We start from the raw sequence: 17,691 nt of genomic DNA on the forward strand, positions 1-17,691 counted from the left end.
CGCGGCAGAACGACCGGGTAAGCGTTGCCTACGCTTGCTTGCGGAATGGTTCTCGCTGAGTAGCGTTGTACTCACAGGACGTGACACGAGACACCCGGAGGTTCACATGAGCAACGCCCAGACCGTACCCAGCATCGCCGTCGACCCGACCGTCGCTGCGGCCGCAGCGCAGTTCCTCTCCCCCGTCGTGCACGGTCTTCAGGCGCTCACCGTGAACGGCAAGCAGGCGCACTGGCACGTGCGCGGCGCGAACTTCGTCGGCGTGCACGAACTGCTCGACACGATCGTCGAGCACGCCGGTGACTTCGCCGACACGGCAGCGGAGCGCATCGTCGCCCTGGGACTGCCGATCGACGCGCGCGTGCAGACCGTCGCCGCGAAGGCCGGCCAGACCGCCGTTCCCGCCGGCTTCGAGCAGTCCGCCGAGCTCATCCGCGCCGTCATCGGCGACATCGACGCGATCCTCGTCGATGTGAAGGCTGCCGTCGACGGTCTCGACGAGGTCGACCTCACCAGCCAGGACGTCGCGATCGAGATCCAGCGCGGCCTCGAGAAGGACCGCTGGTTCCTCATCTCGCACATCGCCGCCTGACACCGCGTCAGAAGAGGAGGGCACCGCAGCGCTGCTGCGGTGCCCTCCTCTTCGTCGTCACGTCGGAATCAGGACAGATGGGTCAGCCTGCCACCCAGCACAGTCGCGGCCACGGGCATCCGGCTCAGCGCTGAACGATCCGCGGTCAGCGGATCGACGTCGCACAGCACGAGATCGGCGATGCCGCCGAGCTCGATCTCGGTCTCGCCATGACGGCTGCTCGCCCGCAGCGCAGCATCGATACTCACGCGCTCATTCGGCTGCCACGGCTCGCGATCATCGCCGGTGCGGTGCACCGCCGCCGCGATCGTGAGCCACGGGTCGAGCGGGGCAACAGGGGCGTCGGATCCGAAGCGCACAGGGATGTCCGCCGCGAGCAGCGACGCGAGAGGGTGGCTCAGCGCCTGCTGATGGCGCCACAGGCTGCCGACCATGTCGCGATCGTCCACAGCGTGCTCCGGCTGCACGCTGGCGATCACGCCGAGACGCGCGAACCGTGCGAGATCGGCGTGCCGCACCAGCTGCGCATGCTCGATGGTTCCCCGCGCCTGGGTGAAGGTGAAGGCATCGAGCGCAGACGCGACCGCTCGGTCTCCGATGGCGTGCACGGCCACATCGATGCCCGACGCCGTCGCCAGAGTGAGCAGATCGCGAAGGCGATCAGGCTCGATCGTGAGCACGCCGAAGTTGGAAGGATCGTCGTCATAGGCGTGCGAGCACGCGGCCGTGCGGGTGCCGAGTGAGCCGTCGGTGATGAGCTTGAGAGGGCCGACGTTCACGAGACCGCCGGTCCCGGGCAGCTTCTCCCCTGTCCGCAGTCCACGCTCGATCGCGCGAGCGAGGTCTGCCGCATAGAAGGCGAACTCCACTCTGTGCGCGTCGAATCCGGCATCCGCTCGCCGCCGCCAGGCATCCGCGTTCCATGCCATGTCGAAATCGACCATACCTGTCACACCCCGAGCGGCCGCGCGATCAGCGGCACGACGCACGGCAGCATCCGCCGTGCTGTCATCCGCCGCGTTGAGCCGGCGGGAGATCTCGAACGCATCCTCTTCTCGAAGCATCCCGTCGGCGGTCGGCGCGAAGCCCTCTCGCCGGAACGCGGCGGTGTTGAGCCACACACTGTGCACATCGGCGTTGATCAGGTACGTGGGCTCCTCACCGGTGCGCTCGTCGATCAGCGCAAGCGACGGCGCGTCGGGCCAGAGCGCGTCGCGCATACCCGCGCCGACGCGACGGCCGTCGGCGAGAGCTTCCGCCTCGCCCATCGCGCGAGCGGCTTCGGCGGCCGACCGCATGTCGCCGAGCGGTGATCGCTCCGCGTTCAGCGCCCACTGCACGGTGTGCACGTGGTGATCCCAGAGACCCGCCACGACGCGGCGCCCCTCGCCTTCGAGCACCGCCCCTGCGGGACGCAGCGCGCCGGTCGGCGCGATGTCGACGATGCGCCCGCCCTGCACGACCAGGTCGACGGGGTCGTCGCCGAAGGTCAGCATGAGCTGGCCGCTCAGACGCACCGCCCGAATGACGTCGACCCGGTCACCGCGAGCGATCATGCCTCGCGCCCCTCACGCGCATCGCGCGCGCGGCGCATCTCGGCGGCCAGCGCCGCATCGGCATAAGGACCCTCGCCTTCCAGAGCCGCGATCACCTCGTCCACGGTCTCTGCAGGCTTGTTCTGGCTGAGCTTGCGCTTGGCGACGACCCTGGAGGGAGTCAGTCGGAATCCGACCGTGCCCGCAGCGAGACGGTTCACGAACGCATCGTCGTTGGGCAGCTGCCACATGCCGCGAGGACTCGGCATCCGCTTCTCGAAGATGTCGACCATGCGCTCGAGCACCCGCAGATTCTCGACGTCGGAGAGGATCTCGGGAACTCCGCTGAGGTGCACGGAGACGTGATTCCACGTCGGCACGGCCTGAACGTCGCCGTACCAGCCGGGAGAGACATAGCCATGAGGTCCCTGGAACACCAGCAGGATCTCGCGGTCGCCGAGCCCGTGGATCAGATCGTCGGGGCGCCCGAGATGCCCGACGACGGTGAGATCGTCGCGCTCGTCATCGAGCAGCACGACGTAATGGGAGGCGACCAGACCATCCGCCGTATCGCTGACGAGGGTGGCCCACGGGTGGAGCTCGATGATCCGACGCAGTTCGGCCGGGTCTGTCATGGCGAAGCTGGGGTTCTGACGCACCCCACCAGCCTATGACCGACCCGGCCGAAGACGTCTCATACCTTGGACTTCACCACGGGGACGGCCTGGGTCTTCCAGTCCTCGAAGGCCTGATCGCCGGCCATGAAGGCATTGACTTCGTCGGTCGTCGCCGTGAGCTTGGGATCGTTGTCGAGGTACTTCTTGGTCTCGCGCGCGATGAGCCCCGACAGCAGAAGCAGCCCGATGAGGTTCGGGATGGCCATGAGGCCGTTCATCACATCCGAGAACGCCCACACCACACCGAGCTGCACGGTGCAGCCGATGAAGACGACCAGCGAGAACACGATGCGGAACGGCATCACGGCCTTGCGTCCGATCAGGCGCTCGATGTTGCGCTCGCCGTAGTACGACCACCCCAGGATGGTGGAGCCGGCGAACATCACGAGGCCGATCGTCACGATGTAGTGACCCCACTCCCCGGGCAGGCCGTGCGAGAAGGCCTCGCCCGTCATCAGCGCCGCGTCGATCTGCTCGCCGGTCTCGGGATCGGTCATGTTCCACACACCTGTGGTGATGATGACCAGACCGGTGCAGGTGACGACGATGATCGTGTCGATGAAGGTCTGCGTCATCGACACCAGGCCCTGGCGCACCGGATGGCTCGTCTGGGCCGCCGCGGCCGCGATGGCCGCCGACCCCATGCCCGACTCGTTCGAGAAGATCCCTCGCGCCACGCCGTACTGGACCGCGATGATGATCACCGAGCCGGCGAAGCCGCCGACAGCGCTCGTTCCGGTGAAGGCGTCGGTGAAGATCTGCGCGAACGCGGCGGGCACTCCGCCGATGTTCGCGATCAGGATGTAGATCGCGCCGAGCACGTAGAAGATGATCATCACCGGCACGAAGCCCGCCGTGACCCGTCCGATCGACTTGATGCCTCCCACCAGCACGAGCATCGCGAAGACCGTCAGCACGATGCCGGTGACCCAGGTCGGGACGTTGAAGCTGTGCTCGAGGTTCGCCGAGATCGAGTTGCCCTGGGTCATGTTGCCGATGCCGAAGCAGGCGAAGACGGCCGCGATCGCGAAGAACAGGGCGAGGAACCTGCCGAAGCGATTCGGGATGCCGCGCTCGAGGTAGTACTGCGGGCCACCCGACTTCTCCCCTGCGGCATCGGTGGTGCGGTAGCGCACTCCCAGGAACGCCTCGGAGTACTTCGACGCCATGCCGAGCAGGCCGGTCACCCACATCCAGAACAGTGCACCGGGGCCGCCGATGCCGATCGCCGTCGCGACGCCGACGATGTTGCCCGTGCCCACGGTCGCAGCGAGTGCGGTGGTCAGCGCCTGGAACTGCGAGATGTCGCCATCGGACCCCGCGTCCCTGCGCGTGAACAGGCCCAGGCGCAGCGCAGCGCCGAGGCGGAGGAACTGAAGGCCGCCGAGGCGGATCGTGAGGTAGAGGCCGGTTCCGAGAAGCAGCGGGATGAGGACCCATGGTCCCCAGATCCAAGAGCTGATGTTCTCGAGCACAGCCTGCAGGCCGGTAAGGTCCATGGGATCTCCTGTCGTGCGGCGTTGCGGACGGACTCAGCCATCCTATTCACAGCGCGCACTCAGCTTCGGCCGCGCGGGGAGGTGTCGCCGTCAGCGCTGGCAGGAAGGACACCAGTAGAGCTTGCGCGCCCCGATCTCCTCGAGTGCGATCTCCGTGCCGCACACCCGGCAGGGAAGTCCTGCGCGGTGATACACCCAGTGCCGGTCGTCACGGCTCGCCATTGCTGCTCGGTAGGCATCGCCGGAGAGCCCGTCCATCGTCATCATCTGCCCGGTCTCCACGCCGACGGCGAGAAGCTTGACCCAGTCGCGCCAGAGCTCGCGCACCGTCTCCTCGGGCACATCCCGACCGGGGGTGTGCGGCTCCAGTCGGGCACGGAAGAGCATCTCTGCACGGTAGACGTTGCCGATGCCGCTGACCACGGACTGATCCATGAGGAGCAGGGCGATCGGCGTGGGCTTGCGGCGCACGATGCGCACGAAGCGCTCCTCCCCCTCGGCGATGTCGCCGACGAGAGGGTCCGGTCCGAGCTTGGCGATCGTCGCGAGCATCTCGTCGGTGGTCTGGAGCACGCACGCGGTCGGCCCGCGCAGGTCGGCACAGGTCGTGTCGTTGAGCAGACGCAGTCGCACCTGGCCGACGACCGGAGGTGGCCACTCTTCGCTCTCGTCGACGAGCCCCTTGGTCTGCTCCGACATGCGCACGTGGACACGCGACCGGCGGGGGGCGCCGATCGACGTCAGGGAATTCTCGCCGGCATCGTCGTAGATGGCCTCGATGTCGTCCGAGCCCAGGTCGGTGCCGCGCTGGTTCGTCTGCCCCATGCGCCCGTTGGCCGAGGCGATCGTCGCGTCGGCCACGATCTCGCCGGCGAAGTCCCAGGCGCCGTACAGCCCCAGGTGCACCCGCAGCCACACGGCGTCCTCGAATTCGAGGAACATCTGCTTTCCCACCGCCATGGCGCGCAGCATCTCGCGCCCGTCGAGCACAGCCGCGCCCTCGGCGAAGCGGCCCTGAGGGCTGGACGCCTGAACGGGCCGATCGACGAAGTTGCGCGAGAACTGCCGGGCGATGCGGTGGACGGAGTGGCCCTCGGGCATGTCAGGCCCGCGGGTCGGGCAGCAGCGACCCGTCCTTCTCGAAGTCGGCGATCTGACCGATGCGGCGCACGTGACGCTCGTCGCCAGGGAACGGGGTCGCGATGAACAGGTCGATGAACGAGATGACCTCGTCGAAGCTGTGCTGGCGCGCGCCGATCGAGATGACGTTCGCATCGTTGTGCTCGCGTGCGAGCTCTGCGGTGGAGAGATTCCAGACCAGGGCAGCACGGATGCCCTCGACCTTGTTCGCGGCGATCTGCTCGCCGTTGCCCGAGCCGCCGAAGACGACGCCCAGGGCTTCGACGCCTGCGCGCTGGTCGGCGACGACCGCCTGCGCCGCGCGGATGCAGAACGCCGGGTAGTCGTCGAGCGCGTCGTACTCCACGGGACCGTGGTCGATCACCTCGTGCCCCGAGCTGCGGAGATGCTCCTGCAGACGGGTCGAGAAGTCGAGTCCGGCGTGATCGGTGGCGATGTGGATGCGCATGAGGACCATCCTATTTCGAGGGGAAGGCCGGCGAGCGAGGCGGACGCACGTCGCCGAGGCTCACCGCGGGGCGGAGCGCGGAGGCTCTGCAGCCGCGCGGATCAGGGGGCGATGCCGGCCGCCGCGGGCTTGAACCCGGCACGGATGTTCTCGCAGCAGCCCGGTCGGCAGACATCGAACCAGGGACCGAGGTCGGTGACGTGCGCGCGGTCCGCGGCCGGTCGTCCTTCGAGACGCTCCTGGATGAGGTCGACGATGCCGGCGACGAACGAGGGCGAGACGCCAGGCGTCGGGGTGCGCGTGAAGGCGAGCCCCGCCTCCCCGGCAGCCTCCTTCGCCTCGGTGTCGAGGTCCCAGAGCACCTCCATGTGGTCGCTCATGAAACCGACCGGAACCACCACGACGGCCCGACGTCCGCGGTCGGGCAGCTCGCCGATGACGTCGCAGACGTCCGGCTCGAGCCAGGGCTGCGAAGCCGGGCCCGAACGCGACTGGTAGACGAGCTCCCACGGCACGTCGGCGGCGGCCGGCGCCAGCTCGGCGACGCGGGCCATGACCCACGCTGCGACCGCCTCGTGCTGCACTGCGTATGCGCCGCCTTCGCCCCAGTCGATGTCGCGGGGGCCGGATCGGACCGCATCATCCATCGGGATGCTGTGCGTCGAGAAGAGCACCTGGATCTGCTCCGCGGAGAGCCCCTCGTCGAGCCGCTCGCGCACAGCGTCATGCACGCCCTCCACGAACGCCTGCACGAAGCCGGGGTGATCGAAGAAGGGACGGATCTTGTCGATGGTCACGACACCGTCGAACTCGGTGCCGTCGAGGATCCGCGAGAAGTCCTCGCGGTACTGGCGGCAGCTCGAGAAGGAGCTGTAGGCGCTCGTCGCGAACGCGAGAAGAGCGGTGTCGTCGTTCGCTGCGGCCTCGGCGACCGCCTCCTCGAGGTACGGTGCCCAGTTCCGGTTGCCCCAGTACACGGGCAGGTCGATGGATCGCGCCGCGAGCTCGGCCTCGAGAGCCGCTTTGAGCGCGCGATTCTGCGCGTTGATGGGGCTGATGCCGCCGAAGTGGCGGTAGTGGTGAGAGACGTCCTCGAGACGCTCGTCCGGGATGCCGCGGCCGCGCGTGACGTTGCGCAGGAACGGGATCACGTCGTCCTGACCCTCCGGTCCGCCGAAGCCGGCGAGCAGGATGCCGTCGTAGGCGACGGGGACCTCGATGTGCGCCGAGCCTGCGGATGCTGCCGGCGACGCGTGCGGGACGACGATCTTCTCTGAGGAGCTCACGTGGTCCATCCTGTCACCGACTCTCTATGAGCCAGCATCGAGGTCTGCGCACCCGTGCGGCGCTGGCGTAGGCTGTCATGGTTGCCGTCGGCGCCAGCAGCGTCGATGCACCTCGACATCCCCTCCACCCATGGGAGAAGACAGCTGTGCCTGGAGAAAACCTCACCCGTACCGAAGCGCAGGAGCGCCGTGCCGTCATCGACACGCAGTCGTACGAGATCTCGCTCGATCTGACCAAGGGAGCGGAGGTGTTCGGCTCGCGCAGCGTGGTCCGGTTCACCGCCACGCCTGGCGCCTCGACGTTCATCGACCTGATCGCGCACGAGGTGCGCGAGATCACGCTCAACGGCGAGCAGGTCGACCCGAGCGCCGCCTTCGCCGACTCGCGGATCGCCCTCGACGAGCTGCAGGCCGAGAACGTGCTCATCGTCGACGCCGACTGCCTGTACACCAACACCGGTGAGGGTCTGCACCGCTTCGTCGACCCGGTCGACGGCGAGGTGTACCTCTACTCTCAGTTCGAGGTCCCCGACTCGCGCCGCGTGTTCGCGGTGTTCGAGCAGCCCGACCTGAAGGCGACGTTCCAGTTCACCGTGACTGCTCCTTCGGCGTGGAAGGTCGTCTCGAACTCCCCCACCCCCGAGCCCATCGTGCATGACTCGTCCTCGGGCTCCGAGGGCGTGGCGACCTGGGGCTTCGCGCCCACCCCGCGCATCTCCTCGTACATCACCGCGCTCGTGGCGGGTCCGTACGAGTCGACGTTCTCAGAGCTCACCAGCGCCTCGGGCAAGGTCATCCCGCTCGGCGTGTACGGCCGCAAGAGCCTGTGGCAGCACCTCGACGCCGATTACATCTTCGACAAGACCCGCGAGGGCTTCGAGTACTTCGAGGCGAAGTTCGGCGTGCCGTACCCGTTCGAGAAGTACGACCAGCTGTTCGTGCCCGAGTTCAACGCGGGCGCCATGGAGAACGCGGGCGCGGTGACCTTCACCGAGACCTACGTGTTCCGCAGCAAGGTGACCGACGCTGTCAAGGAGCGTCGCGTCGTCACGATCCTGCATGAGCTGGCGCACATGTGGTTCGGCGATCTCGTCACGATGAAGTGGTGGAACGATCTCTGGCTGAACGAGTCGTTCGCCGAATGGGCGTCCACCATCGCGACAGCCGAGGCCACGGAGTGGAAGGCCGCCTGGACGACCTTCAACGCCATGGAGAAGACCTGGGCCTACCGTCAGGATCAGCTGCCCTCCACCCACCCGATCGTCGCCGAGATCAACGACCTCGAAGACGTCATGGTGAACTTCGACGGCATCACGTACGCCAAGGGCGGCTCGGTGCTCAAGCAGCTGACGGCGTGGGTCGGCATCGACGCGTTCTTCGCCGGAGTCGGCCAGTACTTCCAGAAGCACTCGTGGGGCAACACCGAGCTGAGCGATCTTCTCACCGAGCTCGAGGCGACCAGCGGCCGAGACCTCACCACGTGGGCGAAGAAGTGGCTCGAGACCGCCGGTGTGAACACCCTCGCCCCGGTGATCGTCGAAGACGCCGCCGGCGTCATCACCCGATTCGCGGTGACTCAGACCGCTCCGGCCGACTACCCGACCATCCGCCCCCACCGTCTCGGCATCGGCTTCTACAGCCTCGCCGACTCCGACGGTCGCTCCGAGCTCGTGCGCACGCACTACGTCGAGGTCGACATCGACGGCGACCGCACCGAGATCCCCGAGCTGCAGGGCCTCGAGCGCCCCGACATGGTGCTGCTCAACGACAACGACCTCGCCTACGCGAAGATCCGCCTCGACGAGCGTTCGCTCGCCACGGCGATCGAGCACCTGTCCGACATCTCCGACCCGCTCGCCCGGTCGCTGGTGTGGGGTGCGGCGTGGGATCAGACGCGGGATGCCGAGACTGCGGCCTCCGACTACATCGACCTCGTGCTCGGCAACATCGGCCACGAGACCGAGTCGACGACCGTGCGCACCACGCTCGCGCAGCTGCAGCTCGCCGCCAACATCTACGTCGCCCCGGGCTCTCGCACCGCCGCACGCGAGAAGGTCGCCGACGGGCTGTGGGCGCTCGCTCAGCGGGCTGAGGCTGGCAGCGACAGCCAGCTGCAGCTGGTCACCGCGTTCGCCAACTCGATCGCCACCGCCGAGCACGCCGGCATCGTCGGTCGTCTGCGCGCGGGCGAGGAGACCCTGCCCGGTCTCGACATCGACGCGGACCTCTCGTGGCTGCTGCTCGTGGGCCTCGCGGCCGCCGGCGCGACCGATGCCGCCGCGATCGACGCCGCACTCGCCGCAGACAACACGTCAAAGGGCGGCGAGTTCGCCGCCCAGGCACGAGCCGCCCTGCCGACTGCCGAGGCCAAGCAGGCTGCGTGGTCGTCGCTCATTGACAACAGCGATCTTCCGAACACGATCGTGCGCTCTGCCGCCCTCGGCTTCGTGCACCCGTCCGGCGTCGAGGTGCTCGGGGAGTTCATCCCGAAGTACTTCGAGATGCTGCTGCCCATCTGGGAGGAGCGCACCTATCAGATCGCCGACTATCTGGTGGTGGGCCTCTACCCTCGCTCGCTCGCCAGCGTCGAGCTTCGCGATGCGACCCGCTCCTGGCTCGCTGAGAACCAGAATGCCGCTCCCGCGCTGCGTCGCCTCGTGCACGAGAACCTCGCCGACGTCGAGCGTGCCCTCGCCGCGCAGTCTCGCGACGCGGAGGACTGATCCGCACGACGCACTCGCCGTGATCGAGGCCTCAGCGCTCAGTGAGCGCTGAGGCCTTCTCGGTACCATCGAGGTGATGGACATCCGCTTCCCTGCCGCGACACCCGCTCCCGACCCCACCGATGCCGGATGGTGGAGTCACGTGCTCGACCTGCTCCTCAAGATCGGCGGTAAGGCCCTGGCCGTCGCCGTGATCATCGCGACGTGCGTGGTCATCGCGTTCGTGCTGCGTCTGGTGATCCGCCGCGTCGTGCAGCGCATCGTCAACAGCGCGAAGACGAAGGCGCGCGTCGATGACACGCAGGCCCTCGAGCGCTCCCCCCTCGCGGACATGCGGCTCGTGCAGCGCACCCGCACGCTGGGCTCGATCCTGCAGAACATCGTCAATGTGATGCTCGTCGTGATCGCGCTCGTGCTCAGCGTGAACGCCGTCGATCCCAGCCTGCTCGGCTCGCTCACGCTGCTGACCGCCGCCGTCGGTGCCGGGCTGGGCTTCGGCGCGCAGAACATCGTCAAGGATGTGCTGAACGGCATCTTCCTCGTCGCCGAGGATCAGGTCGGCATCGGCGACGTTGTCGACCTGGGTCTGGCATCCGGTGTCGTGGAGTACGTGAGCGTCCGCGTCACGCAGGTGCGCGACGTCAACGGCACACTCTGGTACGTGCGCAACGGCGAGGTCACCAGGATCGGCAACATGTCGCAGGGCTGGGCGCGCGCGATCATCGATCTCGGCGTGGCGCCGGATGCCGATCTCGAGCTCGTGGAGAAGACCATGCTCGAGACCGCGCAGGGTCTGGCGAAGGACTCGAAGTGGCGCACCCGCATCATCGCGAAACCCGAGATCTGGGGCCTGGAGAGCATCGATGGCGACGCCCTGGTCGTGAGGGTCGTGATGAAGACCCGGGCCAACGCCATGGACGACGTGTCGCAGGAGCTGCGGAGCCGGCTGCGCACTGCGCTCCAGGAGCACGAGATCGGCATCCCCCGGATGAACGCCGTCACCCTCTCGGGCCTCGACGGCGCGCGCCGAGTACGCGGGGCGAATCCGCCCGTCACCAAGCCGAATCCGGTCACCGGGGTACCCAAGCTCATCGAGCGCGGCATCTGGCGGCGCAAGAAGACGACCGACGAGGAAGGCGGCGCACAGTGACGTTCTACGACGAGGTCGGCGGCCAGCCCACCTTCGAACGGCTCGTCTCGGTGTTCTACCGCGAGGTCGCGCTCGACCCCGTGCTCAAGCCGATGTATCCCGAAGACGACCTCGGGCCCGCCGCGGAGCGGCTCACCTGGTTCCTGGCCCAGTACTGGGGCGGTCCGAGCACGTACGGCGAGCAGCGCGGTCATCCCCGTCTCCGCATGCGGCACGTGCCGTTCCACATCGATCCGGACGCGCGCGACCGCTGGCTCCGCCACATGCGCACGGCCCTCGACGAGGTTCAGCTCTCGCCTCTGCACGAGGCCACACTCTGGGACTACCTCGAGCGCGCGGCATATGCCATGGTGAACACATTCGAGCCCTCGGGCATCGGGACGAGCCCTCAGGGCCGCCCGACGCTCGAGCACCGCGCCAGCCCGGAGTCGACGGAGACCGCATGACATCCCTGCCCCTCACCCCTGCATCCGATGTGCTCGTGATCGGCTGGGGGCTGGCGGGGCTGGTGTCAGCCACCGAGGCGCTCGCGGCGGGAAAGCGCGTGACCCTGATCGATCAGGAGCCCCGCCAGAACCTCGGCGGGCAGGCATGGTGGTCGTTCGGCGGACTCTTCCTGGTGGACTCGCCCGAGCAGCGCCGGATGGGCATCCGCGACTCACTGGACCTGGCGCGTCAGGACTGGTTCGGCAACGCCGGCTTCGACCGCGATGAGGACGCCTGGCCCCGACGCTGGGCGGAGGCGTACCTCGAGTTCGCCGCGGGTGGCAAAAGGGCGTGGCTCCGCGAACGCGGAGTCGGCTTCTTCCCCGTGGTCGGCTGGGCGGAGCGCGGTGGCAGCGGCGCGATCGGACCGGGCAACTCGGTGCCACGATTCCACATCACCTGGGGCACGGGCCCTGGCATCCTCGAGCCGTTCATCGCCGCGGCTGAGCAAGGCGAGGCAGACGGCCTGCTCACGGTGCTGTCACGTCACCGGGTGTCCGACCTCGTCGTCGAGTCCGGCGCTGTCGTCGGCGCCAGGGGCGTCGTGCTCGCAGACTCGCACGCGCCTCGGGGAGTGCCGACATCGCGCGAGCGGGTGGCTGATTTCGAGGTGAGGGCGGATGCCGTGATCGTCGCCTCCGGCGGGATCGGCGGCGACCACGACCTCGTCCGTGCCTTCTGGCCCGATCGCCTCGGCACTGCGCCGAAGCGCATGCTGACCGGGGTACCCGCATACGTCGACGGCTCGATGCAGGCTGTGGCCCGCGCCGCGGGCGCCGACCTCATCAACACCGATCGGATGTGGCACTACGTCGAGGGGATCGAGAACTGGGATCCGGTGTGGCCCGGACATGGCATCCGGATCCTTCCCGGCCCGTCGTCGCTCTGGCTGGACGCCACGGGCGCGCGGCTGCCCGTGCCGCTGTATCCCGGTTTCGACACCCTCGGAACGCTCGCCCACCTGCGTCGCACCGGGCACGATCACTCCTGGTTCGTCACCTCGCTGAAGATCATCGAGAAGGAGTTCGCGCTGTCGGGCAGCGAGCAGAACCCCGACCTGACCGGCCGAGACGTCCGCCTGCTGCTGAAGTCCCGTCTGGCGAAGGGACCAACGGGTCCCGTGCAGTCCTTCCTCGACGAGGGCGCCGACTTCGTCGTCGAACGCGACCTCGAGTCGCTGCTCGCCGGTATGCGGGCCATGCCAGGGGGCGATCTGCTCGATGTGGAACGCGTTCGCGATGAGGTGATCGCCCGCGACCGTGAGATCGACAACGAGTTCACGAAGGATGCGCAGATCGGGATGCTGCGCTCCATGCGCGGCTACCGCGGCGATCGGCTGATCCGCACCGCTCCCCCGCATCGGCTGCAGGACCCGGCGGCGGGCCCGATGGTCGCCGTCAAGCTCCACGTGCTCACCCGCAAGTCGCTCGGCGGCATCCACACCGATCTCGACGGGCGGGCGCTCGACGCCTCAGGCCAGCCGATTCCCGGCTTGTTCGCAGCGGGAGAGGCGAGCGGGTTCGGCGGCGGGGGGATGCACGGCTATCGCGCACTCGAGGGCACCTTCCTCGGCGGATGCCTGTTCTCCGGCCGGCAGGCCGGTCGCGCGGCCTCCCGCTAGCCGTTCCCGCCGGTGCTGCGCACAGCCGTGAGGCCGGTCACCGCTGGTCCGCGGCTCAGCACGTGCCCGCGGGCGAAGGCGAGTCGCGTCCACCGGCCCGACTCGGTCACCCGCACCTGCTCGGCCCCGCTGATGAAGCCGAACGCGTGAGCGGCGAAGGCGACCCCGCGAGGCAGACCCCCGAGCGCCTCATCCGGTTCGCCCCAGATCCGTGCTCGAAGCGCGCGAACGGCTTCCTCGCCGGATCCGGGCGGGGTGCCGTGCGCGACCGCCGAGATGCCCCACTGCGCGCGCTCGGCCACGATCTGCGCGGTGAGGTCGGCCACGTGCATCCATTCGCCGCGCGGGGGGGCGACCCCCGCCCACGCCGGCGCGCGGCCGGTGTCGGGGAGCGCCAGCTCGTGGGGGTTCGCGCCTTCGGCGAGTTCATCGACCACGATGTCGCAGCGCAGCTCGGGATCGGCGCGGACGATGCGCATCGCGAGCACCGTCGGCGTCTGATCGAAGAGGCTCTGCGGCGCGAGCGCAGCCGATGTCAAGGCGAGCACCCCGTCGGCTGCCTGCAGTCGCACACCGTCTGCGCCCGCTTGAGTGGCTCGTCCCGAGAAGGTCAGCACGTCGCGTGCGGTCTGGGCGTCGGCGAGCACGAGCGGTCTGGTCACTCCTCCTAAACTAGTCGGATGACCGCTGAGCAGGATGCCCGCCGAACCGTCGACGCGCTTCTGGAGGTGCTCGATCTCGCGGCGTCCGAAGCGCGGACGACCGAGGACATCTTCACCGGTCGATCGCATTTCATGCCGACCGGGCGAGTGTACGGCGGGCAGGTGCTGGCGCAGTCGCTCGTCGCCGCCGAGCGCACCCTGCCCGAGGACCGGGTGGTGCATTCGATGCACGGATACTTCCTGCGTCCCGGCGACACCTCGAGCGGCATCACCTTCGCCGTCGACCGCATCCACGACGGCCGATCGTTCTCGACGCGGCGGTGCCAGGCCTTCCAGGGAGGCGTGCCGATCTTCTCGATGATCGCCTCGTTCCAGGACGAGGACCCCGGTGCCGACCATGCCGAGCCGATGCCGGCCGGAATCCCGGAACCCGAGCAGCTGCGGCCCGACGAGGAGCTTCTGGGCGACGTGCATCCGCTGACGCGGAAGATGCTCACGGAGCGCCCGGCGGATGTTCGCCACGTGGAAGGGCCGCTGTTCGTCGATGTGGCCGGTGAACGTGTGGCGCATCAGGCGGTGTGGATGCGACTGCGTGCAGAGATGCCCGACGACCCGCGACTTCACCGCGCCGCGCTGGCGTACCTCAGCGACATGACCATTCAGGAGTCGATCCTGCGTCGGCACGGCGTCACGTGGAACACCCCGGGTCTCAAGGTCGCGAGCCTCGATCACGCCATGTGGTGGCACCGCTTCGGTCGCGCCGATGACTGGGTGCTGTATGTGCAGGAGTCGCCGAACGCCCGCGGCGGTCGTGGTCTCTCGACCGGGCGCATCTACGATCGCGAGGGCGCCCTGCTCGCCAGCGTCGCCCAGGAGGTCATGGTGCGGGTGCCGGGAGCCGATGCCTGAGAGCGGGTCTCAGCGCCGCGAGTAGCTGATCGGCTCGCCGACGAAGGGCTCCCACACGGCGCGCATCTCGGGGCTGATCCGCACCGGCCGGCCGGACGCCGCGTCCACCAGCACGATCACCGCGGTCGACCGCGCGTACAGGGTGCGCTCGGCGTTCGCCGGATCGTTGTGCACCTCGTAGCAGACCTCGAGGCTCGAACCGCCGAGCTTGCCGAACCACATCTGCACCTCGAGCGGGCGGCGCTGGTAGGGCACGGGCGCGAGGTACTCGATCTCCTGCCGGGCGATCAGGGTGAGGATGCCCTGCTCGATGCCGGAGTCGAGCACCGCTGTCGCCGGCGCCTGCTCACCTTCCTCCGGCTTCCAGAAGGCGCGCACCCGGGCCTCTTCGAGCAGCTTGAGCATCGAGGTGTTGTTGACGTGGTTGAACGCGTCCAGGTCGCCCCATCGCAGGTGGATGGGGATGTGCAGCCGCTCAGATGTCACGCTCACACCTCTCGTCAGGTTCGATCGATCATGGGACCGCGCCCCTCGGCTCCGGGCATGGAACGATTCCGGAGCCGAGGACCCGCGATCAGTCGCGGGTGAGCTTGCGGTGGGTGGTGCGGTGCGGACGAGCCGCCTCCGGGCCCATGCGCTCGATCTTGTTCTTCTCGTAGGCCTCGAAGTTGCCCTCGAACCAGTGCCACTGCGAGGGGTTCTCGTCCGTGCCCTCGTAGGCGAGGATGTGCGTGGCGATCCGGTCGAGGAACCATCGGTCGTGAGTGATGACCACGGCGCAGCCGGGGAATTCGAGCAGTGCGTTCTCGAGCGAGCTCAGCGTCTCGACGTCGAGGTCGTTCGTCGGCTCGTCGAGGAGCAGCAGGTTGCCGCCCTCCTTGAGCGTGAGCGCGAGGTTGAGACGGTTGCGCTCACCGCCCGACAGCACGCCGGCCTTCTTCTGCTGGTCGGGCCCCTTGAAGCCGAACTTCGACACGTAGGCGCGCGAGGGGATCTCGGTCTTGCCGACCGTGATGAAGTCGAGCCCGTCGGAGACGACCTCCCACAGCGTCTTGTTGGGGTCGATGTTGGCGCGCGACTGGTCGACGTAGCTGATCTTAACGGTCTCGCCGACCTTGAGGTCGCCGCCGTCGAGCGGCTCGAGGCCGACGATGGTCTTGAAGAGCGTGGTCTTTCCGACGCCGTTGGGGCCGATCACGCCGACGATGCCGTTCGGCGGCAGGCTGAAGCTCAGGCCGTCGATGAGCACGCGGTCGCCGAACGCCTTGTGCAGCTTCTTCGCCTCGATGACGACGTTGCCGAGGCGCGGACCTGCGGGGATCTGGATCTCTTCGAAGTCGAGTTTGCGGGTGCGCTCAGCCTCGGCAGCCATCTCCTCGTAGCGGGCCAGACGCGCCTTCGACTTCGTCTGACGTCCCTTGGCGCTCGAACGGACCCACTCGAGCTCGTCCTTCAGTCGCTTGGCGAGCTTGGCATCCTTCTTGCCCTGGATGTCCAGGCGCTCGGCCTTCTTCTCGAGGTAGGTCGAGTAGTTGCCCTCGTAGCCGATCAGTCGACCCCGGTCGACCTCGGCGATCCACTCGGCGACGTTGTCGAGGAAGTACCGGTCGTGCGTGATCGCGATGACGGCGCCCTTGTAGTCCTTGAGGTGCTGCTCGAGCCAGAGCACGCTCTCGGCGTCGAGGTGGTTGGTGGGCTCGTCGAGCAGCAGCAGATCGGGCTTCTGCAGCAGCAGCTTCGCCAGCGCCACGCGGCGCTTCTCTCCACCGGAGAGCGGACCGATCTCGGCGTCGGCCGGAGGGGTGCGCAGTGCGTCCATGGCCTGCTCGAGCTGCGAATCGAGGTCCCAGCCGTCAGCAGCGTCGATCTCCTCCTGCAGCACGCCCATCTCCGCGAGCAGCGAATCGAAGTCGGCATCGGGGTCGGCCATCAGCGCCGAGATCTCGTTGAACCGGTCGAGCTTGGGCTTGATCGCCACACCGTCCTGGATGTTCTCGAGGACGGTCTTGGTCTCGTCGAGCTCGGGCTCCTGCATGAGGATGCCGACGCTGAATCCGGGCGTGAGCTTCGCCTCGCCGTTCGACGGAGTGTCGAGGCCGGCCATGATCTTGAGAATCGTCGACTTTCCGGCGCCGTTCGGCCCGACCATGCCGATCTTCGCTCCCGGCAGGAACGCCATCGTCACGTCATCGAGGATGAGCTTGTCGCCGACCGCCTTGCGGGCCCGCACCATGGAATAGATGTATTCAGCCATACCGTTCAACGCTCCTCTGGAAGACCTGTCTCAGCGCCCGTGATCCGGCGCAGCGCATACCGGTGCCGGATGCGCGAAGTGTATGCGGCTGATGATGGGGCAGGGCCCCGACTCTCATCGGCTCGACTCACCAGCCTACCGGTCGCAGCTTCACGCTGCGCTCAGGCGCCGCGGGCCGACAGACGTCACCAGTCGATCGGCCTGGTCCTGCCCGCGAGACACGATCCGTCCGCCAGGCGCGGCATGAGGGCGGTCTGCGGCTCACCCGTCGACGGTCCGACCTGACCGACAAGGCACTCGGCGTCGCTCCATGCGACCGAGAACTGCAGACTCTCCGCCGGGTTCCCGACCGTGCTCAGGTCCGAGGTCACCTGCATGCTCTGCTTCGCGAAACCTGCCTGAACGAGCGCATCGATGTATGCGCGCCCCCGGTCGCGGGCATCGGATCCCCAGGTCCGCACGGTCACGTCGGTGAACGATGCGAGCGCGTTCTCGGCCTCTGTGGGCGTCGCCGACGGCGTCGGAGCCGAGCTCGCCGTGGACGCCGCCGCGGATGGAGTCGAGGACCCCCGCCCCGGCTGCTCCGTGACGGAACCGCAGCCGGTGCACGTCAGGGCGAGGAGGACGACCGAGGCGTTGAAGACCGAACGGGCGCGGCGATGCCGCCGGACGGAGACGGATGACCCTCGACGCACGCGAGAAGTCTAAG

The 17,691-nt window shown here is 68.2% G+C and carries 16 protein-coding genes; 6 read left to right on the top strand and 10 right to left on the bottom strand.

Annotated features, from left to right (window positions below; translation table 11 throughout):
* Nucleotides 1–106 precede the first annotated feature (106 nt).
* Entirely contained in the window at nucleotides 107–592 is a 486-nt protein-coding gene (locus AB0N59_RS12210) for a DNA starvation/stationary phase protection protein (RefSeq protein ID WP_363483441.1), read from the top strand.
* Between the two features lie 68 nt (nucleotides 593–660).
* On the opposite strand, the gene AB0N59_RS12215 is transcribed toward AB0N59_RS12210, so the two are convergent.
* The 6 genes from AB0N59_RS12215 to AB0N59_RS12240 form a co-directional block, all read right to left on the bottom strand.
* On the bottom strand, nucleotides 661–2,148 hold the full coding sequence (locus AB0N59_RS12215; protein ID WP_363483444.1) for an amidohydrolase family protein: 1,488 nt from the start codon (nucleotides 2,146–2,148) through the stop codon (nucleotides 661–663).
* Nucleotides 2,145–2,786 (bottom strand): FMN-binding negative transcriptional regulator, encoded by a 642-nt coding sequence (locus AB0N59_RS12220; protein WP_363483447.1) that lies wholly within the window; start codon nucleotides 2,784–2,786, stop codon nucleotides 2,145–2,147. Before AB0N59_RS12220 ends, AB0N59_RS12215 begins: the two co-directional genes overlap by 4 nt.
* Before the next feature lie 35 nt (nucleotides 2,787–2,821).
* Nucleotides 2,822–4,303, bottom strand: a complete 1,482-nt coding sequence (locus AB0N59_RS12225; protein ID WP_363483450.1) for a sodium:alanine symporter family protein — start codon at nucleotides 4,301–4,303, stop codon at nucleotides 2,822–2,824.
* A gap of 90 nt (nucleotides 4,304–4,393) precedes the next feature.
* Complete coding sequence (locus tag AB0N59_RS12230) at nucleotides 4,394–5,404, bottom strand: DNA-formamidopyrimidine glycosylase family protein (protein ID WP_363483453.1); 1,011 nt, start codon at nucleotides 5,402–5,404, stop codon at nucleotides 4,394–4,396.
* A gap of 1 nt (nucleotide 5,405) precedes the next feature.
* The gene (locus AB0N59_RS12235) at nucleotides 5,406–5,891 is read right to left on the bottom strand and encodes a ribose-5-phosphate isomerase (protein WP_363483456.1); all 486 of its coding nucleotides are present in this window, start codon (nucleotides 5,889–5,891) and stop codon (nucleotides 5,406–5,408) included.
* Between the two features lie 101 nt (nucleotides 5,892–5,992).
* Complete coding sequence (locus tag AB0N59_RS12240; RefSeq protein WP_363483459.1) at nucleotides 5,993–7,177, bottom strand: ferrochelatase; 1,185 nt, start codon at nucleotides 7,175–7,177, stop codon at nucleotides 5,993–5,995.
* 146 nt (nucleotides 7,178–7,323) lie between these two features.
* Between AB0N59_RS12240 and pepN the strand changes: the two genes are divergently transcribed.
* The 4 genes from pepN (at nucleotide 7,324) to AB0N59_RS12260 (ending at nucleotide 13,157) form a co-directional block, all read left to right on the top strand.
* Nucleotides 7,324–9,900 (top strand): aminopeptidase N, encoded by a 2,577-nt coding sequence (gene pepN, locus AB0N59_RS12245; RefSeq protein WP_363483462.1) that lies wholly within the window; start codon nucleotides 7,324–7,326, stop codon nucleotides 9,898–9,900.
* 76 nt (nucleotides 9,901–9,976) lie between these two features.
* Nucleotides 9,977–11,050 (top strand): mechanosensitive ion channel domain-containing protein, encoded by a 1,074-nt coding sequence (locus AB0N59_RS12250; protein ID WP_363483465.1) that lies wholly within the window; start codon nucleotides 9,977–9,979, stop codon nucleotides 11,048–11,050.
* The gene (locus AB0N59_RS12255; RefSeq protein ID WP_363483468.1) at nucleotides 11,047–11,496 is read left to right on the top strand and encodes a globin; all 450 of its coding nucleotides are present in this window, start codon (nucleotides 11,047–11,049) and stop codon (nucleotides 11,494–11,496) included. Before AB0N59_RS12250 ends, AB0N59_RS12255 begins: the two co-directional genes overlap by 4 nt.
* Entirely contained in the window at nucleotides 11,493–13,157 is a 1,665-nt protein-coding gene (locus AB0N59_RS12260; RefSeq protein WP_363483471.1) for an FAD-binding dehydrogenase, read from the top strand. Before AB0N59_RS12255 ends, AB0N59_RS12260 begins: the two co-directional genes overlap by 4 nt.
* Here AB0N59_RS12260 and AB0N59_RS12265 read toward each other — a convergent pair.
* Nucleotides 13,154–13,819, bottom strand: a complete 666-nt coding sequence (locus tag AB0N59_RS12265) for a hypothetical protein (RefSeq protein ID WP_363483474.1) — start codon at nucleotides 13,817–13,819, stop codon at nucleotides 13,154–13,156. The genes AB0N59_RS12260 and AB0N59_RS12265 overlap by 4 nt on opposite strands.
* An 18-nt stretch (nucleotides 13,820–13,837) precedes the next feature.
* On the opposite strand from AB0N59_RS12265, the gene AB0N59_RS12270 reads away from it, so the two are divergent.
* Nucleotides 13,838–14,728, top strand: coding sequence for an acyl-CoA thioesterase II (locus AB0N59_RS12270; RefSeq protein ID WP_363483477.1), 891 nt, complete (start codon nucleotides 13,838–13,840; stop codon nucleotides 14,726–14,728).
* 9 nt (nucleotides 14,729–14,737) lie between these two features.
* Here AB0N59_RS12270 and AB0N59_RS12275 read toward each other — a convergent pair whose 3' ends face one another.
* The 3 genes from AB0N59_RS12275 to AB0N59_RS12285 all read right to left on the bottom strand — a co-directional run bounded on the left by AB0N59_RS12275 (nucleotide 14,738) and on the right by AB0N59_RS12285 (nucleotide 17,677).
* A complete protein-coding gene (locus tag AB0N59_RS12275; RefSeq protein ID WP_363483480.1) occupies nucleotides 14,738–15,214 on the bottom strand; it encodes a thioesterase family protein in 477 nt (158 codons plus the stop codon).
* Between the two features lie 88 nt (nucleotides 15,215–15,302).
* Nucleotides 15,303–16,982, bottom strand: coding sequence for an energy-dependent translational throttle protein EttA (ettA, locus tag AB0N59_RS12280; RefSeq protein ID WP_363483483.1), 1,680 nt, complete (start codon nucleotides 16,980–16,982; stop codon nucleotides 15,303–15,305).
* Between the two features lie 185 nt (nucleotides 16,983–17,167).
* Nucleotides 17,168–17,677, bottom strand: coding sequence for a hypothetical protein (locus AB0N59_RS12285; RefSeq protein WP_363483486.1), 510 nt, complete (start codon nucleotides 17,675–17,677; stop codon nucleotides 17,168–17,170).
* Between the last annotated feature and the right edge of the window lie 14 nt (nucleotides 17,678–17,691).

The sequence above is a fragment of the Microbacterium sp. NPDC089321 genome (assembly GCF_040684935.1).
GTDB lineage: Bacteria > Actinomycetota > Actinomycetes > Actinomycetales > Microbacteriaceae > Microbacterium.

Bases quoted from the DNA above. Each gene is read 5' to 3' on its own strand.
- AB0N59_RS12235 (WP_363483456.1), bottom strand. From the start codon at position 5,891: ATGCGCATCCACATCGCCACCGATCACGCCGGACTCGACTTCTCGACC.
- ettA (WP_363483483.1), bottom strand. From the start codon at position 16,982: ATGGCTGAATACATCTATTCCATGGTGCGGGCCCGCAAGGCGGTCGGC.
- AB0N59_RS12210 (WP_363483441.1), top strand. From the start codon at position 107: ATGAGCAACGCCCAGACCGTACCCAGCATCGCCGTCGACCCGACCGTC.
- AB0N59_RS12270 (WP_363483477.1), top strand. From the start codon at position 13,838: ATGACCGCTGAGCAGGATGCCCGCCGAACCGTCGACGCGCTTCTGGAG.
- AB0N59_RS12225 (WP_363483450.1), bottom strand. From the start codon at position 4,303: ATGGACCTTACCGGCCTGCAGGCTGTGCTCGAGAACATCAGCTCTTGG.
- AB0N59_RS12260 (WP_363483471.1), top strand. From the start codon at position 11,493: ATGACATCCCTGCCCCTCACCCCTGCATCCGATGTGCTCGTGATCGGC.
- AB0N59_RS12215 (WP_363483444.1), bottom strand. From the start codon at position 2,148: ATGATCGCTCGCGGTGACCGGGTCGACGTCATTCGGGCGGTGCGTCTG.
- AB0N59_RS12250 (WP_363483465.1), top strand. From the start codon at position 9,977: ATGGACATCCGCTTCCCTGCCGCGACACCCGCTCCCGACCCCACCGAT.
- AB0N59_RS12230 (WP_363483453.1), bottom strand. From the start codon at position 5,404: ATGCCCGAGGGCCACTCCGTCCACCGCATCGCCCGGCAGTTCTCGCGC.